Below are 23,698 nucleotides of genomic sequence, written 5' to 3' on the forward strand. Positions count from 1 at the left end.
ACGACTGTTTCGTTTTAGAGGCGCCGGTTACCGTCGCCCGTGCAATGCGGGGGTCTTTCAGCTGGCGGCCTGGGCCAGGCTCGCCAGTTCCTGTACGTCCAGTACCTGGGCAACGTCGAGCAGGGTCAGGAAGCCGCTTTCGGACTTGACCATGCCGGCGATGAAGTGCGGCGCCAGGCGACTGCCAAAGGCCGGCGCCGGACGGATATCCGCCGCGGCGATTTCCAGCACCTCGCTCACCGCATCCACCACCACGCCCAGCACCTGGGTGTCTTCGTCGGCGCACACTTCCAGGATCACGATGCAGGTCCGCGGGCCGACCCGGGTCGGCCGGCCGCCGAAGCGGGCTTCCAGATCGACCACCGGGACCACGGCGCCGCGCAGATTGATCACCCCGCGAATGCAGGCCGGCATCAGCGGGACCTGGGTCAGCTGGCCGAACTCGATGATCTCGCGCACCGCGAGGGTATCCACCGCATAGGTCTCACCGTCGACCACGAAGGTCAGGTGCTGGTGGCCGAGGTGTTCGTGGGCGATGTCGCCAAGGGTCAGGGCAGTCATGAAGCCATTACTCCGGGAAGCGGACGTAACCGTCCGGCAGGCCGCCCGCGGCCATCTGGGGACGACGCGGGGTCGGCTGGGCCATGCGGCTGGCAGCCGGGCGCGTCTGCTCGATGGCGCGCTCCAGGTCCTGGACCGCACGACCGTCGCCGGTGTGGAAGAAGCCCATCAGGCGCTGCAGCTGCTCTGCCTGACCGCTCATCTCTTCGGCGGTCGCGGCCAGCTCTTCCGAGGCCGAAGCGTTCTGTTGGGTGATCTGGTTGAGTTGCAGCATGGCGCTATTGATCTGAGTGACTCCGCTACTCTGTTCTTCGGACGCAGCGGCGATTTCCTGTACCAGATCGGAGGTCTTGCTGATGGACGGTACCATTTCGTCGAGCAGTGACCCGGCGCGCTCGGCCAGGGCCACGCTGCTCTTGGCCACGGTGCCGATTTCCTGGGCCGCGACCTGGCTGCGTTCGGCCAGCTTGCGCACCTCGGCGGCCACCACGGCGAAGCCCTTGCCGTGCTCGCCAGCGCGGGCCGCTTCGATGGCCGCGTTGAGCGCCAGCAGGTTGGTCTGGTAGGCGATGTCGTCGACGATGCCGATCTTTTCGGCGATGGTCTTCATGGCCACCAGGGTCTCACCCACCGCTTCGCCGCCTTCGTTGGCCTCGCGCGCGGCCTTGCCGGCCATGCCGTCGGTGACCTTGGCGTTTTCGGTGTTCTGGGCGATCGACGCCGACATCTGCTCGACGCTGGCGCTGGTCTCCTCGACCGAGGCGGCCTGTTCGGTGCTGGCCTGGCTCATGCTCTGGGCGGTGGCGGAGATCTCTTCCGAGGCACTGGCCAGGGCATCGGCGGACAGGCGCACGTCGCCGATGATCTGGTTCAGCTTGCCGACGGTGCCGTTGATCGACTCCTTGAGCTCCAGCAACTGACCCTGGTAGTCACCGCGCACGGTGCGGCTGAGGTCGCCCTGGGAAAGGCCGGCCATCACGCCCATGGCTTCGTTGACCGGGGCGACGATGGCGTCGAGGGTGCCGTTGATGCCGGCGACGATACGACGGAAATCACCCTGGTGGGCACTGGCATCGGCACGGGTGTCGAGACGCCCGGCCATGGCCGCCTGGCTCAGCAGATTGGCGTCTTCGACCAGGCGCTGGATGTTGCCGCGGACCTGTTCGAGGTTGTCGTTGATCACCGCCTTCTGGCCGGGGAAGCGCTCCAGCGCCACCGACAGATCGCCTTCGCCGAAGCTCTTGACGCAGGCCATGGCCTTGGCGGAATCGCTCAGGTGGCCGGCGACCATGCCGTTGACCCCTTCGGCCATGTTGCGATAGGCGCCCTGGAAGCGTTCGGCCGGAATGCGCACCACGGTTTCGCCGCGGTCGTGAGCCGCCGACATGCTGCTCATTTCGCTGATCAGGCCGCGCAGGGTGGTGACCATGTTCTGCATGGCCGCCATCAGGCTGGTCTTGTCGTCGCCGCGCAGCTTGATGTCGTCGGGCAGATCGCCGGCGGCCACGCGGCCGGCCAGGGTCGCCACGGCGGCAGGCTCACCACCCAGCTGACGCAGCAGATTGCGGGTGATGAAGAAGCCCAGCAGGGCCACCGCCAGCAGGGTCGCCAGGGCGATGGACAGGGCCAGCCAGGTGGCCTCGACCTTGGTCTTCTGGGCGACCTGCACGCCTTGCAGCGCGAGGGTCTGGTTGTAGCTGACGTGCTCGTCGAGGGCCTTGTTGATGGCCAGCATCACGTCGGTGCGGCTGCGCATCAGGGCCTGGGCGTCTTCGTTGCGATTCTGCCGCGACAGGGCGATGACCTGGTCGCCGAGGCTGAACAGCGCCGTGAAGGCGGCGCGATCGGCGGCCAGCAGCCCACGATCGCGGTCGTCCGAGACCAGCGTCTCGTACTTGCCGAGACTCTGCCCGATACGCTCCTTGGCCGCGGCCAGGTCCTGCTCGACGGTGGTCATGGTTTCGGCGCTGGTCGACAGCACGTGGCGATAGATGCCCACCACGTAGTCGGAGCGGCTGTCATTGACCTCGCCGAGCGCCTTCAGACTGGGAACGGTATTGTCGTTGCCGTAGTTGGCCGCCTGGAACACCTGGTCGATCTCGTATTGCCCGGCGCCGGCCAGCACCAGGATGCCCAGTAACGCGGACAGCACCAGCAGCAGCATTTTCTTGATGACGGTCATGTCGATGGTCTCAAAAAGGCCACCCGCAGGTGGCCGTAGGATAGGGGTCAGGATTCGAAGGGGACGTAGCCGTCAGGCGCGCCCGAGGTACCCGTACGCAGTGCTTTGCCCGGGACTCGCGTGGCTCGGGGCCGCGAGGCCTCCAGCGCGCGCTCCAGGTCCTGTACCACCCGGCCTTCGCCGGTATTGAAGAAGCCCATCAGCCGCTGCAGCTGCTCCGCCTGGGTACTCATTTCCTCGGCGGTTGCAGCCAGTTCCTCGGACGCCGAGGCGTTCTGCTGGGTGATCTGGCTCAGTTGCAGCATGGCGCCGTTGATCTGGCTCACCCCGCTGCTCTGCTCTTCACTGGCGGCGGCGATTTCCTGCACCAGGTCCGAGGTCTTGCTGATGGACGGCACCATCTGGTCCAGCAGGGTGCCGGCGCGTTCGGCCAGGGCCACGCTGCTCTTGGCCACGGTACCGATTTCCTGGGCCGCGACCTGGCTGCGTTCGGCCAGCTTGCGGACCTCGGCGGCCACCACGGCGAAGCCCTTGCCGTGTTCGCCGGCGCGGGCCGCTTCGATAGCGGCGTTGAGCGCCAGCAGGTTGGTCTGGTAGGCGATGTCGTCGACGATGCCGATCTTGTCGGCGATGGTCTTCATGGCGACCAGCGTCTCGCCGACCGCCTGACCGCCCTCGCCGGCTTCCCGCGCGGCCTTGCCGGCCATGCCGTCGGTTATCTTGGCGTTCTCGGTGTTCTGGGCGATGGAGGACGACATCTGCTCGACGCTGGCGCTGGTCTCCTCGACCGAAGCAGCCTGTTCGGTGCTGGCCTGGCTCATGCTCTGGGCGGTGGCGGAGATTTCTTCCGAGGCGCTGGCCAGGGAGTCGGCCGACAAGCGCACATCGCCGATGATCTGGTTCAGCTTGCCGACGGTGCCGTTGATCGACTCCTTGAGCTCCAGCAACTGACCCTGGTAGTCACCGCGCACGGTGCGGCTCAGGTCACCCTGGGAGAGACCGGCCATCACGCCCAGGGCCTCGTTGACCGGGGCGACGATGGCGTCGAGGGTGCCGTTGATGCCGGCGACGATACGACGGAAATCGCCCTGGTGGGCACTGGCATCGGCACGGGTATCCAGGCGACCGGCCATGGCCGCCTGACTCAGCAGATTGGCGTCTTCGACCAGGCGCTGAATGTTGCCGCGGACCTGTTCGAGGTTGTCGTTGATCACCGCCTTCTGCCCGGGGAAGCGTTCCAGCTGCACCGACAGATCGCCTTCGCCAAAGCGCTTGACGCAGTCCATGGCCTTGGCGGAGTCGCTCAGGTGGCCGGCGACCATGGCGTTGACGCCTTCGGCCATGCCACGGAAGGTGCCCTGGAAGCGCTCGACGGGGATGCGGGCAGCGGTGTCGCCGCGATCATGGGCCTCGGACAGCTGCACCATCTCCGCCACCAGCAGCTGGATGTTGTCGCGAACCTGTTCGAGGTTGTCGTTGATCACCGCCTTCTTGCCGGGGAAACGTTCCAGCGGCGCGGCCAGGTCGCCTTCGCCGAAGCGCTTGACGCAGGCCATGGCCTTGGCGGAATCGCTGAGGTGACCGGCGACCATGGCGTTGACGCCTTCGGCGACGTTGCGGAAGGTGCCCTGGAAGCGCTCCAGCGGAATGCGGGCCTCGGTCTCGCCGCGATCGTGCTCGCTGGCCATGGTGCTCATTTCCTGCACCAGGCCGCGCAGGGTCACTACCATGCGCTGCATGGCGGCCATCAGGCTGGAATCATCGCCGGCACGCAGCTGCAGATCGTCGGGCAGGTCGCCCGCGGCGGTGCGGTTGGCGACCTTGGCCACCTCGGCCGGCTCGCCACCCAACTGGCGCAGCAGGTTGCGGGTAATGAAGAAGCCGAGCAGGCCGACCACCAGCAGGGTCGCCAGGGCGATGCCGATGGAGAGGACGGTGGCCTGGCTCATGGTATGGCCGGCGATCTGCGCCTGCTCGCCTCCCAGTTTCTGGTTGTAGGCGCGGTGCGCATCGAGGGTATCGCCGACATGGTCGATGACCTTGCGCTTCTCGCCGAGGATGCGTTTGACGTCCTCGTCCTGACTGGCGCGTGACAGCGGCAGCACGATGGCTACGAGATCATTCAGCTGGGCGATCGCCTGGCGATCGTCTTGCAGCATACGCCGATCGGTGTCGTCGGAAATGAGCGGCTCATAGTCCTTGAGCGCCTTCTCGGTCAGCTGTTGGGCCTCGGTCAGCTCCTTCTCGGCCTCACGGGTGGCTGCTTCGCCATCCGCAGCCAGATGGCGGTAGATGCCGGTGATGATGTCCGCGGAATGGGCGTCGATGGCATCGATACCCAGAATCGAAGGGACGGTGTTGTCATTGCCGTAATTGGCACGCTCATACACCTGGCTGAGTTGCTGGTAGGCGATACCCGCGAGGAGAATGATCCCCAGCAGCGCGGAGAGGACCAGCAGGGACATGCGTTTGGTAACGGTCATGGACTCTAAATCCTTGTCGGTCAGGTCAGCACGGGAGCGTGGACTGGAGCAGCGGTGCCGGTGGACGCGGCCTCGCCAACCAGGCCGGGCACGTTGAGGATCAGCGCCACGGCGCCGGTACCCAGGATGGTGAAACCGCCAAGGCTGCGGTTGTGGCCGAACAGCGGACCGAGCGGCTTGATCACGGTCTGGAATTCGCCGAGCAGCTGATCGACCACCAGACCGGCGCGCTGGCCGGCATAGCGCACCACCACCACGTTCTGCCGCCGCGGCGGCGCTTCCTCGATGGCGAACAGCTGGCGCAGGCGCAGCACCGGCAGCACCTCGCCGCGCAGGTCGAGGTAGTCGTTGCCGCTGGCCTGGACACTGGCCGTCTCGGTCAACTCGATGCACTCCTCCACCGCCTCCAGGGGCACCACATAGGTGGCCTTGCCGACGCCGATGAGGAAGCCGTCGATGATCGCCAGGGTCAGCGGCAGGCGGATGGTCACGGTGGTGCCACGGCCTTCCTCGCTGGTGAGGTCGACGCTGCCGCGCAGGGCGGTGATGTTCTTTTTCACCACGTCCATGCCGACGCCGCGACCGGACAGGTTGCTGATCTGCTCGGCGGTGGAGAAGCCCGGTTCGAAGATCAGGTTGAACACGTCCTTGTCGGCGAGCACCTGGCCTTCGGCGATCAGGCCGCGCTCGGTCGCCTTGCGCAGGATGCGCTCGCGCGACAGACCGCCGCCGTCGTCGGTGACCTGGATGACGATGCTGCTCGCCTCGTGATAGGCGTTCAGGCCCACGGTGCCCTGGGCCGGCTTGCCCCGCGCCAGGCGCAGTTCGGCGGACTCGATGCCGTGGTCCATGGCGTTGCGGATCAGGTGGGTCAGCGGATCGCCGATCTTTTCCACTACCGTCTTGTCCAGCTCGGTCTCGCCACCGCTGATGCGCAGGGCGATGTCCTTGCCGATCTCCTTGGAGACGTCGCGGACCACGCGCTGGAAACGGTTGAAGGTGGTACCGATCTGCACCATGCGCAGGGTCAGGGCGGTGTCCCGCACCTCTTCCACCAGGCGCGACAGCACCCCGGTGGATTCCACCAGGGCCGCCAGACCGCTTTGCTGGGCGATCAGCTGGGTCCCGGCACCGGCGATGATCAGCTCGCCGATGAGGTCGATCAGTTGGTCGAGCTTGGTCGCGTCGATACGGATCAGCTGGCCTTCACCCGCTGGCGCGCGCTGCTCCTTGATCTTGCGCTGCTTGTTCAGGGCCGCGTCCACCACCGGCGGATTGACCAGCTGGGCCTCCACCAGGGCTTCGCCGATGGGCTGGCGCGGGGTGGCCGGATCGGCCTGGCGACGCAGCACCTCGTCCAGCTCGGTGGCGGTCAGGGTGCCGCAGCGCACCAGGATCTCGCCCAGGCGCAGGTCTTCCTCGGCCAGGTCGTCGATCAGCTGGCAGTAGTCGCTGCTGCGGCTGTGCGGCGGCAGGATGCGGATCTGGCTGTCTTCGCGGACGAATTCGAAGGCCGCCTCGATGGTCGCCTTGTCGGCGTCACTATCGAAGGCGACCTCGAAGCCCAGGTAGCAGGTCTCCGGATCCATGTCCGCCGCGGCCGGGATGGCGTCGGTCAGGGTGACGATGTTGACGATGCGGCCAAAGCTGTTGAGGTAGCGCACGAAGGCCAGCGGATCCATGCCGTTGCGCAGCATGTCCGGACCGAAGCGCAGCGACAGGTGCCAGTGGCCGGCGGCCACGCCATCGACCGGTGCCGCCACGGTACGGGCGGTGGCGACCGGCTGCGCCGCCTTGGCGCTAGGCTGCAGATAGTGCTCCAGGCGCTGCACCAGCACGGCGCCGGCGGCCTGGAAGTCGGGCTCCGGCTCGCTGCCGGAGGACACCCGGGCGATCAGGCCGTTGAGGTGGTCGCAGACCTCCAGGAACAGCGCCGACAGGGTCTCGTCGAAGGCCAGCTCATTGCTGCGGATGCGGTCGAGCACGCTTTCGGCGACATGGGTGAAGGCCACCACATGGTCCAGACCGAACAGCCCGGCCGAACCCTTGATGGTGTGGGCGGCGCGGAAGATGGCATTGATCAGCTCGACGTCATCCGGCGCCTGCTCGATCTGCAGCAGCGCGGCTTCCATCTGCTGCAGCAATTCCTCGCTCTCGGCGATGAATGTCTTGAGGATCTCGTCCATGTTCATGCGGCAACACCTTCCGCGGCGGCCGCGGTAAAGAAGTCGGCAAGACCTGCCAGCTCCAGCAGTTCGGTGACGGCGGGGCTGGGGTCGACCAGTTCCAGGCTGCCGCCCAGACGCTGCGCCTCCCGGTGGGCCAGCAGCAGCAACTGCAGACCGGCGGAGTCGAATTCATCGACCTCGGCCAGCTCCAGCGCCACGGTGACCCCGGCGGTCAGGGGCTCCATCAGCAGCGGCTTGCTGTCGGCCGCGGTGTAGATGGTCAGCGGCCCGGTGAGGGGCAAGCGGGTACGAACGACATCGTTCATGGGGGCAGCCTCCAGGGCCATCAGGGCATGATCAGCTTGGAAACCGCCGCCAGCATCTGCGCGGGCTGGAACGGCTTGACCATCCAGGCCTTGGCACCGGCGGCCTGGCCGGCGGCCTTCTTGGCGGCATCGGATTCGGTGGTGAGCATGATCACCGGGGTGAACTTGTAGGCCGGCAGCTTCTTGGCCGCGGTGACGAAGGTGATGCCGTCCATGTTGGGCATGTTCACGTCGCTGATGATCAGGTGCACCTTGCGGCCGTCCAGCTTGGTCAGGGCGTCGCGCCCGTCGCAGCCTTCGATGACGTCGTAGCCCGCGCTTTTCAGCGTCATGGACACCACCTGGCGGATGGAGATGGAGTCGTCGACGATCAGAATGGTCTTGTTGCTCATGACAGCTTTCCTTAAAAGAACGTGATATCGGATTCGGCAGCGGCGGCGGCCGGTCGCTTGCCGTGGTGCACGGCGACCTGCTCGGCCATGGTGTAGGTGCGGGCCAGCTCGGCGAGCCAGCCGCGGGTGTCGAGGGCCGGCAGCGGCTGACCGCTGGCGGCCAGGGCGCGACGGTCGATCACCAGGCGTTCGAGGCGCGCCTGGTCGTCGCGGATGTGGCCGAGCATCTGGCTGACGCGATCCTGGAATTGCAGGGCGACCAGCACCTCGGCAATGGCGCCGCCCACGGCCGCGGCATTGTTCGCCAGGGCATCGCTGCGCTCGACCACGTCACGGGTGGTGCCGCCAAAGGTGCCGATGACCTGTTCGATGGTCTCGCCGGACTGGTTCAGGGTGCCGGTGTCACGTTCGGCGTGGAGCTGCGACAGTTCCAGGGTACGGGCGATGGCGCCGTTCACCGTTTCCACGGTTTCGCCGATCTTCTGCCCGGTATCGCCGGACAGGGTGGAGAGCTTGCGCACCTCGTCGGCGACCACCGCGAAACCGCGCCCGGCTTCGCCGGCACGGGCGGCTTCGATGGCGGCGTTGAGGGCCAGCAGGTTGGTCTGGCGCGCCACGTCGCCGACGTCCTTGGCCATGCTCTTGAGCTGTTCGGTCAGACCGGCCAGGCCATTGACCTCGTCCAGCAGCGCGCCCTTGCTCGACAGCGCCTCGCGCAGCGATTGCAGGATGCCGTCGAGCTGGTTCTGGCTGCTGGCCATGAGATTGACCAGGCGATCGCCACTGCCGTGATCGGCGCCGGCGACGCTGTGGATGCGGTCGGCCAGTTCGGCGAAGCGACTGGTCAGGCTGACGATTTCCTGCTCGGTGTGGGCGCGCGCCGCTTCGATCTGCTCGGACCACACCGGCAGCACCGCCACACAGAGGGCTTCGAGGGCTTCGTCCCGACCACTGGCCGGATTCCGGCTCACGGCCTGGTCGGCGGCGCGCTCGGCCTGGCGTGCCTGGGCGCGACGCAGCTCCCAGAAGCCCAGCCCGGCGGCCAGCACCACCTGGGTGGCACTCAGCGCCAGGGTGGTCGGCGTCACGCCGCCGGCGAACAGGATCGCCCCGGTGCCACAGGCACCGAGCAAGGCAGGGGTGAGGGTAAAGTCGACGAGCGAGGGCGAAGAAGAGGCGTGTTCCACAGGAGGGTACCGGTCTAGACGCCAGCAAAGGCGGGAAGGTGTGACCGGGTTATCAGCTCTGGAACGCTAAACTTTAGCCGCGGATGCTCAACTTATGGTACTAGCATAATGACATCATTATGTTCCCGCCAGATTTTTCTAGCGCTCATCGCGCCGTTTGGCCCGTGCTAGACGGCCTGCCATGGCGCCGGCTTCCTCCAGAACCTCCCGCACATAGCCCAGATGACGGCTCGCGGCTTCGCGTGCCGTTTCCGCGTCACCCGCGACAATCGCCTGGTAGAGCGACCGGTGTTGTTCCAGCAGACGCTCGCGGGTTTCGCCCCGTTGCGCCTGCATGCCGCCGATGTTGGTCACCATGTGATGGCGCAGCAATTCGAACAGGCTGCGGATGCTGTGCAGGTAGACGGCGTTGTGACTGGCTTCGGCGATGGCCAGGTGAAAGGCCGCATCGGCCTCGCCCTCCTCTTCCCGGGTCAGGCTCTCGCGCCGGCGGTAGCAGTCTTCCAGGCGCTCCCAGGCCAGGGTCAGCCGCGCCAGGTCCGGCTCGGTGGCGCGCTGGGCGGCGTAATAGGCGCAGGCGCTTTCCAGCGTGTGGCGAAACTCCAGCAGATCGCGGCGGGTTTCCTCGCGGCTTTCCAGCAACGGCAGCAGGGGATCGGTGAAGGCACTGTTGAGCGCCTCGGTGACATAGGTGCCACCGCCCTGCCGGCTGAGTAGCAGGCCGCGCGCGATCAGCTTCTGGATGGCCTCGCGCAGGGAGGGTCGCGATACGCCGAAGCGCTCGGCCAGCACCCGCTCCGCCGGGAGGCGCTCGCCAGGTCGCAGGGAGCCCTCGGCGATCAGCGCCTCCAGGTGCTTGACGATGTCGTCCGACAGACGACGTTGCTTGACCGGTTCGAACCCCATGAAAAACCTCAAAAAAAGCCGCGGACAGTGGCGGACGTCCCGCCAGCCGGGCGGTGCTGGCCGACGAAAGTCGCAGATCAAGGGGTTTGACAGGCGCAAAGACCCCGCTTAACGTGCGTGAAGTCGCCCTTGTAAATTGGTCTTACCAATTTTTGCCACAGGTCGCGATCTTGTGCAACCCCGTCCCGCCGCCTCCCTACAAAAACAATCAAGGAGCACCCGATGGAAACCTGGCAACAGATCTATCTCCCCCTGGGCAGCCTCGGCCTTTCAGCCTTCGTCGCCGCCTTGCCCATTCTGTTCTTCTTCGTCGCGCTCGCCGGTCTGAGACTCAAGGGCCATGTGGCGGGCGCCATCACCCTGGCAATCGCCCTGCTCATCGCCCTGTTCGTCTATCGCATGCCGGTGGACAAGGCGCTGGCTTCCGCCGGCTACGGTTTCCTCTATGGCCTCTGGCCCATCGCCTGGATCATCGTCACGGCGGTGTTCCTCTACAAGCTGACGGTCAAGTGCGGCCAGTTCGACATCATCCGCAGCTCGGTGCTGTCGATCACCGACGATCAACGCCTGCAGGTGCTGCTGATCGGCTTCTGCTTTGGCGCCTTCCTGGAGGGTGCGGCCGGTTTCGGCGCCCCGGTGGCCATCACCGCCGCGCTGCTGGTGGGCCTGGGCCACAATCCGCTGAAGGCGGCCGGGCTCTGCCTGATCGCCAACACCGCGCCGGTGGCCTTTGGTGCCCTGGGCATCCCGACCATCGTCGCCGGCCAGGTGACCGGCATCGACGCCTTCAAGATCGGCGCCATGACCGGTCGCCAGCTGCCGCTGCTGTCGCTGCTGGTGCCGCTGTGGCTGATGTTCATGATGGACGGCATGCGCGGCCTGCGGGAAACCTGGAAGCCGGCGCTGATCTGCGGTGGCACCTTTGCCGTGTTCCAGTACCTGACCTCCAACTTCATCGGTCCGGAACTGCCCGACATCACCTCGTCGCTGGCCGCCATGATCGCCCTCACCAGCTATCTCAAGCTGCGCCAGCCGCAACAGGCCACTGCGGGCGCCACTGCCGTAGTCAGTGGCGGTGGCGGCGCCGCCATGCTGGGTGGCGGGGCCGGCTTCGGCAGCGGCGGCCGGCTGCCGCCGGAGCATTCCCTGGGCACCGTGATCAAGGCCTGGTCGCCCTTCCTGATCCTGACCGTGGTCGTCACGATCTGGACCACCAAGGCCTTCAAGGCGCTGTTCGCCACTGGCGGTGCCCTCTATGCGCTGGTGATCAACGTGCCGGTGCCCTATCTGGACAAGCTGGTGCTCAAGACGCTGCCGATCGTGGCCACGCCGACGCCGATGCCAGCGGTCTACAAGCTCGACCTGCTGTCGGCGTCGGGCACTGCCATCCTGATCTCGGCGCTGATCTCCATGGCCATCTTCCGCATCAAGCCCTCGACCGCCCTAGGCGTGTTCAAGGAAACCCTGGTGGAGTTGCGCAAGCCGATCCTGTCCATCGGCCTGGTGCTGGCCTTCGCCTTCGTCGTCAACTACTCGGGCATGTCCACCACCCTGGCCCTGCTGCTGGCCGGTACTGGCGCGCTGTTCCCCTTCTTCTCGCCGCTGCTGGGCTGGCTGGGGGTGTTCCTGACCGGTTCGGATACCTCGTCCAATGCCCTGTTCGGCTCGCTGCAGGCGACCACCGCGCACCAGATCGGCGTTTCCGACACCCTGCTGGTGGCGGCCAACAGCTCCGGCGGCGTGACCGGCAAGATGATCTCGCCGCAATCCATCGCCGTGGCCTGCGCCGCCACCGGCATGGTGGGCAAGGAGTCCGACCTGTTCCGCTTCACCGTGCGCCACAGCATCGGCTTCGCCGTGCTGGTCGGGTTGATCACCCTGGCGCAGGCCTATCTGTTCACCGGCATGCTGGTGCACTGATCGCGCGGTTCCCGGCGGCGATCCCGGTCGCCGCCGGTCTTCTTTTAACCGGGCCAACCCGGAGTAGCCTGATGAACGACCTCTTCCACAACGCCGCCCCCAACGCCACCCGCACCGCGTCGCCCCTGGCGCCGCCGCGAGCCTATCCGCAGCAGAAGCCGACCCAGGTCTATCTGTTCGGCACCTGCGTGGTGGACCTCTTCTATCCCGAAGCCGGCATGGACAGCATCCGCCTGCTGGAGCGCGAAGGCATCCGCGTGCATTTCCCCCAGGCGCAGAGTTGCTGCGGCCAGCCCGCCTACACCTCGGGCTACACCGAGGAGGCCCGCGCCGTGGCCCGCGCCCAGCTGGCACTGTTCGCCGAGCCCTGGCCGGTGGTGGTGCCCTCCGGCTCCTGCGCCGGGATGCTGCGCCATCACTATGCGGAGCTGTTCGCCGACGAACCCGAGACCCTGCGTCTGGTATGGGACCTGGCCGAGCGCACCTACGAACTGGCGGAATTCCTGCTGCATGTCTGCCAGGTGGACTACCAGGATCGCGGCGCCCCGACCAGGGTGGCGCTGCACACCTCCTGCAGCGCCCGCCGCGAGATGCAGACCCACCTGCACGGCCGCGCCCTGCTCGGCCAGCTGCAGGCGGTGGAGCGCGTCGACCATGACCACGAGAGCGAATGCTGCGGATTTGGCGGCACCTTCTCGGTGCGGATGCCGGACATCTCCGGCGCCATGGTGGCGGACAAGACCCGCGCCCTGCAGGACAGCGGCGCGGCCCAGGTACTCACCGCCGACTGCGGTTGCCTGATGAACATCAACGGCGCCCTGGAAAAGCAGCGCGCCGCCCTGCGTGGCGAACACCTGGCGAGCTTTCTCTGGCGCCGTATCGGAGGTGCCGCATGAACGAGATGCTGAAGATCCCCCTCTTCGACGTCAGCGAGGCGCCCCCCTTCAAGGCGCGTGCACGCCAGGCCCTGGGCGACGACCAGCTCCGGCGCAACTTCCGCACGGCCATGGATTCGCTGATGACCAAGCGCCTGGCCAGCATGAGCGATGCCGACGAGCGCGAGCGCCTGCGCGAACTGGGCAATCGCACCCGTGCCCGGGCGCTGTCCAAGCTGCCGGAGCTGCTGGAACGCCTGGAAGCCAACCTCACGCGCAACGGCGTCCAGGTGCACTGGGCCGAGACCACGGCCGAGGCCAACGCCATCGTCCAGCAGATCGCCGAGCGCCATGCGGCCAAACTGCTGATCAAGGGCAAGTCCATGGTCAGCGAAGAGATGGACATGAACCACGTCCTCGGCGCCCAGGGCATCGACTGCCTGGAGTCGGACATGGGCGAGTACATCATCCAGCTCGCCGGCGAGAAGCCGTCGCACATCATCATGCCGGCCATCCACCTCAACCGGCAGCAGGTGGGCACCCTCTTCCACGAGCACCTGGCCGAACCCTACACCACCGACGTCGACGAACTCATCCAGACCGGTCGGCGGGTGCTGCGGCAGAAATTCTTCGAGGCCGACATCGGCATCTCCGGGGTCAATTTCGCCGTCGCCGAGACCGGCACCCTGCTGCTGGTGGAAAACGAGGGCAACGGGCGGATGTCCACCACGGTACCGCCGGTGCACATCGCCGTGACCGGCATCGAGAAGGTAGTGGAAAATCTGCGCGACGTGGTGCCGCTGCTGTCGCTGCTGACCCGCTCGGCGCTGGGCCAGCCGATCACCACCTACGTCAACATGATCTCCGGTCCGCGCAAGGCCGAGGAACTGGACGGCCCGCGCGAGGTGCACCTGGTGCTGCTCGACAATGGCCGCAGCCAGGCCTTCGCCGACAGCGAACTGCGCCAGACCCTCAACTGCATCCGCTGCGGCGCCTGCATGAACCACTGCCCGGTCTACACCCGCATCGGCGGCCACGCCTATGGCGAGGTCTATCCCGGCCCCATCGGCGCCATCATCACCCCGCACCTGGTCGGCCTGGAGCGCGCGCCCGATCATCCCAGCGCGTCCTCGCTGTGCGGCGCCTGCGGCGAAGTCTGCCCGGTCAAGATCCCGATTCCGGCGCTCTTGCGGCGACTGCGCGAAGAGAACGTCAAGGCACCCGCGGCCGAGCCGCACCTGCTGCGCGGCCAGGGCAGCAAGTTCTCCGCCCGTGAGCGCTGGACCTGGCATGCCTGGCAGAATCTCTACACCTCGCCGCTGCTCTATCGCGGCTTCAGCTACCTGGCCACCCGCTTCGGTCGCTTCACCCCGGGCCAGCTCGGCCCCTGGACCGAGCACCACAGCGCGCCCAGGCCGGCAGCCCGCTCGCTGCACGAACTGGCCCGCGAACACCTGGAGCAACGCCCATGAGCGCCCGCGACAACATCCTCGCCAAGCTGCGCGGCAGTCTGCAGGGCACCCAGCCGCTGGCGGATACCTTCGACGAAGCCCTGGTGACCGAACCCTGGCGCTATCCACCGGCGGAGCGCGTCGCCCGCCTGCGCACCCTGATGGAGACGGTGCACACCGAAACCCACCTGACCACCGCGGCGGACTGGCCGGCGCTGGTCGAGCGCGTCCTCGCCGACCGGGGCCTGGACCAACTGCTGATCGCCCCCGGCACGCCCCACGGCGCGCGGCTGGTGGAGCGCTGGCAAGGCGACGGCCAGCCGCGCTGGAAAGCCTATGACCGCCCCATTGAGGAGTGGAAGGCCGAGCTGTTCAACGACACCCCGGCCAGCCTCACCGGCACCCTTGGCGCCCTCGCCTCCACCGGCAGCCTGGTGCTCTGGCCGGATCGCCAGGAACCGCGCCTGATGAGCCTGGTACCCCCGCTGCATATCGCCCTGCTCAGGGCCAGCACCGTGGTGGACAACTTCTACGAGTTGCAGCGACAGCACCGCTGGCAGGACGGCATGCCGACCAATGCCCTGCTGATCTCCGGGCCATCCAAGACCGCCGACATCGAGCAGGTACTAGCCTATGGCGCCCACGGGCCCAAGGATCTGGTGGTACTGATCGTCGAGGACGAGTGAGGGTTGTGGTTCCCCTCACCCCAACCCTCTCCCTCAGGGAGAGGGGGCAACTTGATGACGCGTGGGAATCCGGCGTCAACCCCCCGCGTGGAAAACGCTACGCGGTTTTCCACCCTACGGCGGAGACGTGCGTAGGGTGGACAACGGCGCAGCCTTGTCCACGCATGCGCAGCTCAACCAACGACAGCGAAACCTGGCGGGCCAACCTTTCCCCTCGCCCTCAGGGAGAGCGAGGAATTGCATGAGCCGGGCGAACTTGGCGTCACCCCCGCGTGGAAAACGCTACGCGGTTTTCCACCCTACGGCCCTACGGCGCAGGCGTGCGCAGGGTGGACAACGGCGCAGCCTTGTCCACGCATTCGCCGATCTTCCGCGCGCAGCCGAGCCCAACCATCCGGCCTCACTCCACCTGCCCGATCCGCTGCGGATCCGGCCAGAACAACGCCGCCTGACCCAGCCGCGTACCTTCGACCAGATTCCACACCACCCCCGCGTGGATTCGGAAGGCCTCTCCGGCCCTGTCGACCCGCCAGCCTTCGTAGCCTGAGGCATAGCCCTGGCGCCCCACCGCTTCCATCAGCCGCTGTCGCTCGTCCCGGTCCTTGGGTGAGGCACTGAACCTTGAGGGCATGCCGATGAATTCGGCGTACGGATAGCCGAAGCAGCTCAGCGCCTGGCGGTTGGCGTAGCAGAACAGTGGGTCGTCTTCGGTACCGTGCGCCAGCAGGGCATAGGGTGCCCGCTCGTGCAGCCAGGCAGGCAGGTCGGCCTCAAGCAATCCGCTGGGACGTGGCAGCGGCTGGCCGAGCCAGTGACGGTAGGAGGCTTCCAGCAGTGGAAGCAGGCTGAGATCGGTGGCGGACAAGGCGGCGGCTCCGTGGTGGGGGAACCCCGCATTCAAGAGCAAGCCGGCGGGCTTGGGAAGCCCGGGGCCACCGCAGCAGGACGCTGCGGCAGCCGAGGCGACGCGGTCTACTTCACCGCGGAGAGGTCGATGCGCACCACGCTTTCCGGCGCGGTGTTCATGTATTCCTTGTCGAAGGGCGTCTTCACCGTCGCATACAGCGTCTGACCATCCGGGCTGACCAGCAGGCTGTTGGGATTGGGCTTGAGGTCGTAGGCCTTCTTCTCGGCGTAGGTGGTGGCGTCGAGGATCAGCAGTCGACCGGTCTCGCGCTGGGTGATGTACAGCTCGTTGCGTGTGGTATTGAGCTTGATGGCCAGGGCATCACCCACCGGCAGGCGCTTGATCACCTTGCCGCTGCGGATATCGAAGACCAGCACGGTCTTGGCTTCGGAGTTGTCGGTGACGAACAGCTGGTGGTTCGCGCGATCCTCGGCCAGGTTCAGCAGCAGGTACTTGCCACCATCGCCCGGGGTCCAGCGGTGCTCGATCTTGCGGGTGCGCGGATTGATCACCAGCACTTCGCCGCTGCCGTTGGCCGCGTAGAGGCGCCCGGTGTCCTCGGAATAAAGCAAGCCGGTCACCCACTTGCCGGCATTGGGAATGCGCGCCTTGAGGGTCAGGGTCTTGGCGTCCACCACCCAGATCACGCCCGGATCGCCGACACCACCGACGTACAGCAGGCCGTCATGCAGGATGACCTGGCGCGGATTGACCGGATGGCCGTCACGACCCATCTCGTTGAATTTCAGCCGCTTCTCCACCTTGCCGGTGCGCAGGTCGATACGGCTGAGGCCGCCGTCCAGGGAGTTGGTGACGAACAGCGTCTCGCCACTGGCATCGGTGGTCAGGGCGAAGTTCTTCAGATCGGTGTGGATCTGGCCGGTGATGGCCAGGGTGGCCGGATCCAGCTGGTAGATCACCCCGCCGGTGACGCCCTTGGTCAGCTGGGCGGTCGCCGCATAGACCGACTGCTTGGCCGGGCTGTAGGCCAACTCGTAGACGCCGTAACCCAGTTCGATGCGCTTGAGTTCGGCCGGCGCCTGGGGCGCGGCGGGCTGCGCGGCGACGGGAGCTGGCGCGGGTGGCGGTGGCATCGGTGCCTCCGGGCGAGTGGAACAGGCTGCCACTGCCAGGGACAGTAGCGCCATGGCGCCCAGCGTCGAGACCTTGTTGAAAGACACCGCCATTTGCTTCTCCTAGGGACGAGGTGCGAAGGATCGAAAGGATCCTGAAATGATAAACGTTCGCACTATGCCCAAGGAGAACAGGTCAGACAAGACCGAACCGTTTCAACCTCTTTCCTCCTGCCGGTCGCCATCCCCTGCCCCGCCGCTCTGGTCCAGGGCTTTCAGCCGGCCCTGACGATCCAGGCGAAAGCGCGAGAAATCCTCGGCCAGCTGCAGATGGCCGCCATAGCAGGCCGCGGCCTCCCGGCGCAGGTCGTCGATGGACGGCGAACGCCCCGCCTCGGTCTGATAGCGCGGACTGAAATGGGTGAGCAGCAGGGCCGGCAGTCCCTGGGCCTCGGCGAAACGCGCGATGCCAGCCGCGCTGCTGTGGCCCCAGCTCTGCCCGGTCTTGTCGATCTGCGCCTGGGCGTAGGTGGCTTCATGGACCAGCAGCTGAGCGCCCCGGCAGGCCTCCGTCAGCAAGGCGGGAGTGTCGTTGTCCCCTGCCACCACCAGCCGCCGCTCCCCATGGGCCGCCCGCAGGAAGTCGACACTGCGCAGCAGGCGGCCTTCGTGCAGCACATCCTCGCCGCCATGCAAGCGCCCCCACAGCGGTCCGCGCGGCACCCCGGCCGCCGCCAGCACCGCGGGATCCAATCGCTGCGGCCGGCGGGTCTCGCGGAAGCGAAAGGCGTGGCTGGGCACCCGATGGGACAGCGCGAAGGCATCGATGTCCCAGGCGCCCACGGAGACGCCGGTAAACCCTTCCAGGGCATGGAAGCGCAGCTCGAAAGGCAGGTGCAGGGCGGTCAGCGCCTGGGTGGCGGCGAGCCAGTCCGCTACCGCCTGGGGCGCGATCAGCACCAGCGGCTGGCTGCGTCCGGTCATGGCGGCGCTGGCCAGCAGTCCCGGCAGGCCATAGCAGTGGTCGCCATGCACATGGGTGATGCAGATGGCGCGCAGATCCGCCGCCGACAGCGGGGTACGCAGCAGCTGGTGCTGGGTGGCCTCGCCGCAATCGACGAGAAACCAGCCCTTGCCCTGGTCCTCGATCAGGGCAAGGGCCGAGACGTTACGCCGCCGGGTCGGCACCCCGGCCGAGGTGCCAAGAAACAAGAGGTCCATGGGGACTCCGGGCAAAGAGGCCAGTCTAGCGCGGTCGATCCGCTGTCGCCGGGGCAACAGTGGGCAAGCACTCCTGCTGCCGGCCAGGCAGCCCAGGCCCGACAAACCCCGAGAACGCGGCCTTTCAGACCCTGGCAGCGCTCTTGCAAAGGCCCTGGCGTCGACCTTCCAACCGCCGAGGATCACCATGAATCTGCCCGCTCGCCACCTGCCGGCCACCCCTTCGCACAGCCCCGACTACGAACAACTGGCCGCTCGCTTTCGGCCGCTCTTCGCCCGCATCGCCGAAGGCGCCCTGGAACGCGAACGCAATCGCGACCTGCCCTATGCGCCCATCGCCTGGCTCAAGGACGCCGGCTTCGGCGCCGTACGGGTGCCCGTGGAATTCGGCGGCAGCGGCGCCAGCCTGCCGCAACTGGTACGGCTGCTGATCGAGCTGGCAGCCGCCGACAGCAACCTGCCCCAGGCGCTGCGCGGCCACTTCGCCTTTGTCGAGGATCGCCTCAACGCCCATGCCAGCGCCTCCCAGCAGCTCTGGTTCGAGCGCTTCGTCGCCGGCGACCTGGTGGGCAACGCCTGGACCGAGATCGGCACCGTCAGGCTCGGCGAGGTCATCACCCGGGTCAGCCAGAGGGACGGCGAGTGGCGTCTCAACGGCACCAAGTACTACAGCACCGGCAGCCTGTTCGCCGACTGGATCGATGTCTACGCCCAGCGCGATGACACCGGCGGCGACGTCATCGCCGCCATCCGCACCGACCAGCCCGGCGTGCGCCAGTCCGACGACTGGGACGGCTTCGGCCAGCGCACCACCGCCAGCGGCACCTCGGTGTTCGAAGACGTGCGCGTGGCGCCCGAGAATCTCATCGACTTCGCCACCCGCTTCAAATACCAGACCGCCTTCTACCAGCTGGTGCTGCTGGCCGTGATCACCGGCAGCGGTCAGGCGGCCGTGCGCGAATTCGCCGCAGAGGTGCGCGGGCGCACCCGGGTCTACAGCCATGGCAACGCCAGTGCGGCCAGTGCCGATCCCCAGGTGCAGCAGGTGGTGGGCAGGGCCTCGGCCTTCGTCTATGCCGCCGAAGCCGCGACCCTGGCCGCCGCCGCCACGGCCCAGGCCGCCTTCGAGGCCCGCTATGCCGGGGATGCCGGCGCCGAGCACGCCGCCAACGTGGCGGCGGAACTGCAGTCGGCCCAGGCGCAAGCGGCGGTCGCCGAGCTGGTGCTGCGGGCCACCAGTGACCTCTTCAATGCGCTGGGGGCTTCGGCGACCCGTGCCAGCAAGGGCCTGGATCGCCACTGGCGCAATGCCCGCACCGCGGCCTCGCACAATCCGCTGATCTACAAGGAACGCATCGTCGGCGCCTGGGAAATCGACGGCAGCGAGCCGCCCTTCGTCTGGCAGATCGGTGGCGGCAGCAAGCAGGGCTGACGGCGGTTATCCCTGAATGCACAACGGCAACCCTTGGGTTGCCGTTGTGCATTCAGGGCGCTGGATCAGTTCGACAGCTGGCGGGCGAAACGCCCCACGGCGCCGACCACCCGCTGGGCGCCGTCCTGGATCTCCACGATCACCTGCCCGGCCTGCCCGGCCAGTTCCAGGCCCTGCTCAGCCTGACGCCGGCCATTCTCGATCACCGTCACCGCTTCGCCGGCCAGTTGCTGGTTCTGCTGCACCACCCCGACGATCTCCTCGGTCGCCTTGCTGGTGCGCGAGGCCAGTTGCCTGACCTCGTCGGCCACCACGGCGAAGCCGCGGCCCTGCTCGCCGGCCCGAGCCGCCTCGATGGCGGCGTTGAGCGCCAGCAGGTTGGTCTGTTCGGCGATGCCACTGATGGTCTTGATGATGGTGCCGATCACCTGGGACTGGTTGTCCAGCGCCTCGATGCCCTTCACCGCCTCCTGCATCTGGGTGGCCAGGGCGCACATCACCTCCACCGTCTGCTGCGCCACCGCCGCGCCCTTGCGGGCCGTGTCGTCGGTATGCCGGGACGTCTCGAAGGCCACGCTGGCAGCCTCGGACACCGCCTGTTCCTGCTGGACCTGATCGGTGATCACGGTGGCGAACTTGACCACCTTGTACAGGCGGTCATGGGCGTCGATCACCGGGTTGTAGGAGGCTTCCAGCCAGACATCGCGGCCCTGGGCATCCAGGCGCTTGAAGCGATCCACGACGAATTCGCCGCGACGCAGGCGCGCCCAGAATTGCTGGTAGGCCTCGGAGTTGGCTTCGGCCGGCTCGCAGAACAGCCGGTGGTGCTTGCCCTTGATCTGCGCCAGGGAATAGCCCATGGCCTGCAGGAATCTGTCGTTGGCGTCGAGCACCTCGCCGTCGAGGTTGAACTCGATGACCGCCGTCGAACGGCGCAGCGCCTTGAGCAGGCTTTCGTGCTCGCGCGAGGTTTCGATGGTTCTCGTCAGGTTATTGCAGAACAGTCGGAAGCGCGTCACCTGGCCCTGGCTGTCGTGGAACGGGTGCAGGATGCCTCTCAGCCAGGCTTCCCGGCCGTCGCCACGCAGGAGATGCAGGGCGCCGCTATAGGGCTCGCCGCGGCTCAGACTCTGCTGCAGACGACGGTTGTACTCCTGGTTCCGGACATGCGCCGGCACCAGATCCGCGAGCGGACGACCCAGCAGATCCGCGGCACGCAGGCCCATTTCCTGTTCGAAATTGGCGTTCACCGCGGTTACGCGGCCCTGGCCGTCCAGCTCCAGGCCAATCATCTCGACGTCGAGCTCGGCCTTCAGGCGTTTGAAGGAATCGACCTGCTCGCGAAGGCGCTGCAATTCTTGTTTTAGTCCTTTGTTGAACATGACATGCCCCTGGGCGGGAGATTGAGTTAAACCTATATCGACCGGTACTAGTCAGGTCTTTAATCCCTGATTAGACACGGCGAGCTGCTTTTTCCAACTGCCGGAAAAAAGCGCCGTGCCATTAACTAATAACAAAAAAATATTTCAAATCAGGGTTAGGCTCGCATTACGTTCTAACGCCTGCGAGCCCCCTCCAACGCACGAGTTCCCCATGTCCGATGCCCTGCTGGATCCCCTCACTCCCCTGCTGGAACGCTTCGCCACCACCGCGGCGGAGCGCGATCGTCAGGGCGGCACGCCCAAGACCGAGCGTGACGCCCTGCGCCAGAGCGGTCTCCTGGCCCTGAGCATTCCCCAGGAACTGGGCGGGCTCGGCGCCCCCTGGGATCGGACACTGGAGGCAGTGCGGCGACTGGCCCGGGTCGACAGCTCCCTGGCCCACGTCTTCGGCTTCCATCATCTGCTGCTGGCCACTGCCCAGCTGTTCGGCCAGCCCGCGCAATGGCGACCCTGGCTGGCGAGCACCGCGCGCGATGCCCTGTTCTGGGGGAACGCGCTCAACCCCCTGGATCGCCGTACCCTCGCCCGCCGCCACGGCGATGCCTGGCAGGTGGATGGCCAGAAGAGCTTTTGCAGCGGTGCCCTGGATTCCGATCTGTTGCTGCTCTCGGCGTTGGAAAACGATGACAGAGGACGCCTGCTGATCGCCGTGGTGCCCACCGGGCGCGCCGGCATCCAGTTGTTCGACGACTGGGACAACAACGGCCAGCGCCAGACCGACAGTGGCAGCGCGCGCTTCGACGGCGTACGGGTCGAACAGCAGGAATGGCTGCTCGACCCCGGCCCGCTGAGCACGCCCTTCGCCTGCCTGCGGCCGCTGCTGGCCCAGCTGATCTTCGCCAACATCTTTCTCGGCCTGGCCGAAGGCGCCTTCGCCGAGGCGCGCCGCTACACCACCACCCAGGCGCGTCCCTGGTTCAAGTCGCCGGCCGCCAGCGCCAGCGAAGACCCCTACACCCTGCGCCACTACGGAGAGTTCTGGGTGGCCCTGGAGAGCAGCCGGCTGCTGGTGGAGCGCGCCAACGGCGCCTTCGCCCAGGCCTGGCAGCAGGGCCCGGCGCTGACCGCCGCGGCCCGGGGCGAACTGGCCATCGCCATCGCCACGGCCAAGGTCGCCGCCAGTCGCCACGGCCTCGATCTCGCCAGCCGCCTGTTCGAGGTCGGTGGCGCCCGGGCCACCGCGGGTGCGCTGCGCCTGGATCGCTACTGGCGCAACCTGCGCACCCAGACCCTGCACGATCCGGTCGACTACAAGCTGCATGAGCTGGGCGATTGGGCCCTCAACGACACCCTGCCCACCCCCAGCTTCTACTCCTGAGGAATTCCCGATGACCCTGCTGACCCTGACGCGCACGCCCGAGGTGCCCCGCTACCGCGCGACCGCCCAGGTGTTCGCCGATCCCAAATCGCGCGACCTGCTCGCCCACCTGGAAAAGATCGCGCCGAGCGACGCCAGTGTGCTGGTGATCGGCGAGACCGGTACCGGCAAGGAACTGATCGCCCGGCATATCCACGCGCTGAGTCACCGCCATGCCGGCCCCTTCGTCGCCGTCAATTGCGGCGCCTTCGCCGAGAGCCTGGTCGAGGCCGAGTTGTTCGGCCATGAGAAAGGCGCCTTCACTGGCGCCCTGGCCGCGCGCGCCGGCTGGTTCGAGGAGGCCAACGGCGGCACCCTGTTTCTCGACGAGATCGGCGACCTGCCGCTGTCAGTGCAGGTGAAGCTGCTGCGCGTCCTGCAGGAGCGCGAGGTGGTGCGGCTGGGCTCTCGCCGCAGCGTGGCGCTGAACGTGCGGATCATCGCCGCCACCAACGTCCCGCTGGAGCGGGCGGTGGCCGAAGGCTCCTTTCGCGAAGACCTCTGGTACCGCCTCAATGTGGTCAGCCTGCCGCTGTTGCCGCTGCGCCAGCGCCAGGGCGATATCCTGCCGCTGACCCGGCACTTTCTCCACGCCTTCGCCCAGGCCCCGGTTTCCCTGAGTCCCGCGGCCGAACGGCGCCTGCTGGAGCACCCCTGGCCAGGCAATATCCGCGAACTGGAAAACACCTTGCAGCATGCCCTGCTGCTCAAGCCCCAGGGCCTGCTGGAAGCCACCGACCTGTCCTTTGTCCAGCGGCCCAGCCTCGTCCCGGCGGCGCCCCGGCCGACCGAGACGGCGCCGGTGGACAGCCTGCTGACCGAAGCCTTCGCCCAGCTGTTCGAAGAGCAGCCGGAGGCGCTGCACGAACGCGTCGAGGACGCCCTGGTGCGCGCGGCCTACCGCTTCTGCCATCGCAACCAGGTGCATACCGCGCGCCTGCTGGGGCTGAGCCGCAATGTCACCCGTGCCCACCTGATCCGGATCGGCGAACTGGTGGTCAATCACCGTCGCCCGCTCGCGGCCCGGCCGGAACGCGAGGTGCGCTTCTCCATCTGAATGGCGCCCTTCACGCCTGGGGTACCCGCCTGCCGAGGTGCCCCTTACACTGGGGTTTTGCCCCGCGAGGCC

Annotated in this window: 17 protein-coding genes and 5 pseudogenes; 7 read left to right on the top strand and 15 right to left on the bottom strand. The window is 67.1% G+C overall.

Features of this window, described 5'->3' with window-relative positions:
* Positions 1-57: 57 nt before the first annotated feature.
* The 10 genes and pseudogenes from FHR73_RS08210 to FHR73_RS08245 all read right to left on the bottom strand — a co-directional run bounded on the left by FHR73_RS08210 (position 58) and on the right by FHR73_RS08245 (position 10,205).
* Complete coding sequence (locus tag FHR73_RS08210; RefSeq protein ID WP_183630431.1) at positions 58-561, bottom strand: chemotaxis protein CheW; 504 nt, start codon at positions 559-561, stop codon at positions 58-60.
* Between the two features lie 7 nt (positions 562-568).
* A pseudogene (locus FHR73_RS22770) lies at positions 569-1,435 on the bottom strand (methyl-accepting chemotaxis protein); the annotation flags it as partial.
* A 57-nt stretch (positions 1,436-1,492) separates the two neighbouring features.
* A pseudogene (locus FHR73_RS22775) lies at positions 1,493-2,743 on the bottom strand (MCP four helix bundle domain-containing protein); the annotation flags it as partial.
* A gap of 47 nt (positions 2,744-2,790) precedes the next feature.
* Positions 2,791-3,648, bottom strand: a pseudogene (locus tag FHR73_RS22780) (methyl-accepting chemotaxis protein); the annotation flags it as partial.
* A 57-nt stretch (positions 3,649-3,705) separates the two neighbouring features.
* Positions 3,706-5,226 (bottom strand): annotated as a pseudogene (locus tag FHR73_RS22785) (MCP four helix bundle domain-containing protein); the annotation flags it as partial.
* A gap of 20 nt (positions 5,227-5,246) precedes the next feature.
* Complete coding sequence (locus FHR73_RS08225) at positions 5,247-7,418, bottom strand: chemotaxis protein CheA (RefSeq protein ID WP_183630434.1); 2,172 nt, start codon at positions 7,416-7,418, stop codon at positions 5,247-5,249.
* On the bottom strand, positions 7,415-7,720 hold the full coding sequence (locus tag FHR73_RS08230; protein ID WP_058792877.1) for a lipid asymmetry maintenance protein MlaB: 306 nt from the start codon (positions 7,718-7,720) through the stop codon (positions 7,415-7,417). Before FHR73_RS08230 ends, FHR73_RS08225 begins: the two co-directional genes overlap by 4 nt.
* A gap of 20 nt (positions 7,721-7,740) precedes the next feature.
* Positions 7,741-8,112: a response regulator gene (locus FHR73_RS08235; RefSeq protein ID WP_007162125.1), complete on the bottom strand. Its 372-nt coding sequence runs from the start codon at positions 8,110-8,112 to the stop codon at positions 7,741-7,743.
* Positions 8,113-8,123: 11 nt separating this feature from the next.
* Positions 8,124-8,873 (bottom strand): methyl-accepting chemotaxis protein, encoded by a 750-nt coding sequence (locus FHR73_RS22790; protein WP_260175685.1) that lies wholly within the window; start codon positions 8,871-8,873, stop codon positions 8,124-8,126.
* A 564-nt stretch (positions 8,874-9,437) separates the two neighbouring features.
* Positions 9,438-10,205: an FCD domain-containing protein gene (locus FHR73_RS08245; RefSeq protein WP_183630435.1), complete on the bottom strand. Its 768-nt coding sequence runs from the start codon at positions 10,203-10,205 to the stop codon at positions 9,438-9,440.
* A gap of 222 nt (positions 10,206-10,427) precedes the next feature.
* Here FHR73_RS08245 and FHR73_RS08250 point away from each other — a divergent pair, with 222 nt between their 5' ends.
* The 4 genes from FHR73_RS08250 (at position 10,428) to FHR73_RS08265 (ending at position 15,137) form a co-directional block, all read left to right on the top strand.
* Positions 10,428-12,125, top strand: a complete 1,698-nt coding sequence (locus tag FHR73_RS08250) for a lactate permease LctP family transporter (protein ID WP_183630436.1) — start codon at positions 10,428-10,430, stop codon at positions 12,123-12,125.
* A 71-nt stretch (positions 12,126-12,196) separates the two neighbouring features.
* On the top strand, positions 12,197-13,021 hold the full coding sequence (locus FHR73_RS08255; protein WP_183630437.1) for a (Fe-S)-binding protein: 825 nt from the start codon (positions 12,197-12,199) through the stop codon (positions 13,019-13,021).
* Complete coding sequence (locus FHR73_RS08260; RefSeq protein ID WP_183630438.1) at positions 13,018-14,472, top strand: LutB/LldF family L-lactate oxidation iron-sulfur protein; 1,455 nt, start codon at positions 13,018-13,020, stop codon at positions 14,470-14,472. Before FHR73_RS08255 ends, FHR73_RS08260 begins: the two co-directional genes overlap by 4 nt.
* Positions 14,469-15,137 (top strand): lactate utilization protein C, encoded by a 669-nt coding sequence (locus FHR73_RS08265; protein ID WP_183630439.1) that lies wholly within the window; start codon positions 14,469-14,471, stop codon positions 15,135-15,137. Before FHR73_RS08260 ends, FHR73_RS08265 begins: the two co-directional genes overlap by 4 nt.
* A gap of 400 nt (positions 15,138-15,537) precedes the next feature.
* Here the strand turns inward: FHR73_RS08265 and FHR73_RS08270 are convergent, their stop codons facing one another.
* From FHR73_RS08270 to FHR73_RS08280, 3 genes are all read right to left on the bottom strand, one after another.
* The gene (locus FHR73_RS08270) at positions 15,538-16,002 is read right to left on the bottom strand and encodes an MEKHLA domain-containing protein (protein ID WP_183630440.1); all 465 of its coding nucleotides are present in this window, start codon (positions 16,000-16,002) and stop codon (positions 15,538-15,540) included.
* A 107-nt stretch (positions 16,003-16,109) separates the two neighbouring features.
* Positions 16,110-17,231, bottom strand: a complete 1,122-nt coding sequence (locus tag FHR73_RS08275) for a YncE family protein (RefSeq protein WP_183630441.1) — start codon at positions 17,229-17,231, stop codon at positions 16,110-16,112.
* Positions 17,232-17,333: 102 nt separating this feature from the next.
* Positions 17,334-18,338, bottom strand: a complete 1,005-nt coding sequence (locus FHR73_RS08280; protein ID WP_183630442.1) for a ribonuclease Z — start codon at positions 18,336-18,338, stop codon at positions 17,334-17,336.
* Positions 18,339-18,525: 187 nt separating this feature from the next.
* Between FHR73_RS08280 and FHR73_RS08285 the strand changes: the two genes are divergently transcribed.
* Positions 18,526-19,770, top strand: a complete 1,245-nt coding sequence (locus FHR73_RS08285) for an acyl-CoA dehydrogenase family protein (protein ID WP_183630443.1) — start codon at positions 18,526-18,528, stop codon at positions 19,768-19,770.
* A 65-nt stretch (positions 19,771-19,835) separates the two neighbouring features.
* Here the strand turns inward: FHR73_RS08285 and FHR73_RS22795 are convergent, their stop codons facing one another.
* Positions 19,836-20,267, bottom strand: a complete 432-nt coding sequence (locus FHR73_RS22795) for a methyl-accepting chemotaxis protein (RefSeq protein WP_409258679.1) — start codon at positions 20,265-20,267, stop codon at positions 19,836-19,838.
* A gap of 108 nt (positions 20,268-20,375) precedes the next feature.
* Positions 20,376-21,152 (bottom strand): annotated as a pseudogene (locus FHR73_RS22800) (PAS domain-containing protein); the annotation flags it as partial.
* A 211-nt stretch (positions 21,153-21,363) separates the two neighbouring features.
* Between FHR73_RS22800 and FHR73_RS08295 the strand changes: the two are divergent.
* Both FHR73_RS08295 and FHR73_RS08300 read left to right on the top strand, forming a co-directional pair.
* Positions 21,364-22,530: an acyl-CoA dehydrogenase family protein gene (locus tag FHR73_RS08295; RefSeq protein ID WP_183630445.1), complete on the top strand. Its 1,167-nt coding sequence runs from the start codon at positions 21,364-21,366 to the stop codon at positions 22,528-22,530.
* A 10-nt stretch (positions 22,531-22,540) separates the two neighbouring features.
* Positions 22,541-23,626, top strand: coding sequence for a sigma-54-dependent Fis family transcriptional regulator (locus tag FHR73_RS08300; RefSeq protein ID WP_183630446.1), 1,086 nt, complete (start codon positions 22,541-22,543; stop codon positions 23,624-23,626).
* Positions 23,627-23,698: the final 72 nt, after the last annotated feature.

It is taken from the genome of Pseudomonas sp. AS2.8 (assembly GCF_014190935.1).
Classification (GTDB): domain Bacteria; phylum Pseudomonadota; class Gammaproteobacteria; order Pseudomonadales; family Pseudomonadaceae; genus Chryseomonas.

What these genes read in the sequence shown, in the direction of transcription:
- FHR73_RS08210 (WP_183630431.1), bottom strand. Translation starts at nt 561, where the DNA reads ATGACTGCCCTGACCCTTGGCGACATCGCCCACGAACACCTCGGCCAC.
- FHR73_RS08225 (WP_183630434.1), bottom strand. Translation starts at nt 7,418, where the DNA reads ATGAACATGGACGAGATCCTCAAGACATTCATCGCCGAGAGCGAGGAA.
- FHR73_RS08230 (WP_058792877.1), bottom strand. Translation starts at nt 7,720, where the DNA reads ATGAACGATGTCGTTCGTACCCGCTTGCCCCTCACCGGGCCGCTGACC.
- FHR73_RS08235 (WP_007162125.1), bottom strand. Translation starts at nt 8,112, where the DNA reads ATGAGCAACAAGACCATTCTGATCGTCGACGACTCCATCTCCATCCGC.
- FHR73_RS22790 (WP_260175685.1), bottom strand. Translation starts at nt 8,873, where the DNA reads ATGGCCAGCAGCCAGAACCAGCTCGACGGCATCCTGCAATCGCTGCGC.
- FHR73_RS08245 (WP_183630435.1), bottom strand. Translation starts at nt 10,205, where the DNA reads ATGGGGTTCGAACCGGTCAAGCAACGTCGTCTGTCGGACGACATCGTC.
- FHR73_RS08250 (WP_183630436.1), top strand. Translation starts at nt 10,428, where the DNA reads ATGGAAACCTGGCAACAGATCTATCTCCCCCTGGGCAGCCTCGGCCTT.
- FHR73_RS08255 (WP_183630437.1), top strand. Translation starts at nt 12,197, where the DNA reads ATGAACGACCTCTTCCACAACGCCGCCCCCAACGCCACCCGCACCGCG.
- FHR73_RS08260 (WP_183630438.1), top strand. Translation starts at nt 13,018, where the DNA reads ATGAACGAGATGCTGAAGATCCCCCTCTTCGACGTCAGCGAGGCGCCC.
- FHR73_RS08265 (WP_183630439.1), top strand. Translation starts at nt 14,469, where the DNA reads ATGAGCGCCCGCGACAACATCCTCGCCAAGCTGCGCGGCAGTCTGCAG.
- FHR73_RS08275 (WP_183630441.1), bottom strand. Translation starts at nt 17,231, where the DNA reads ATGGCGGTGTCTTTCAACAAGGTCTCGACGCTGGGCGCCATGGCGCTA.
- FHR73_RS08280 (WP_183630442.1), bottom strand. Translation starts at nt 18,338, where the DNA reads ATGGACCTCTTGTTTCTTGGCACCTCGGCCGGGGTGCCGACCCGGCGG.
- FHR73_RS08285 (WP_183630443.1), top strand. Translation starts at nt 18,526, where the DNA reads ATGAATCTGCCCGCTCGCCACCTGCCGGCCACCCCTTCGCACAGCCCC.
- FHR73_RS22795 (WP_409258679.1), bottom strand. Translation starts at nt 20,267, where the DNA reads ATGTGCGCCCTGGCCACCCAGATGCAGGAGGCGGTGAAGGGCATCGAG.
- FHR73_RS08295 (WP_183630445.1), top strand. Translation starts at nt 21,364, where the DNA reads ATGTCCGATGCCCTGCTGGATCCCCTCACTCCCCTGCTGGAACGCTTC.
- FHR73_RS08300 (WP_183630446.1), top strand. Translation starts at nt 22,541, where the DNA reads ATGACCCTGCTGACCCTGACGCGCACGCCCGAGGTGCCCCGCTACCGC.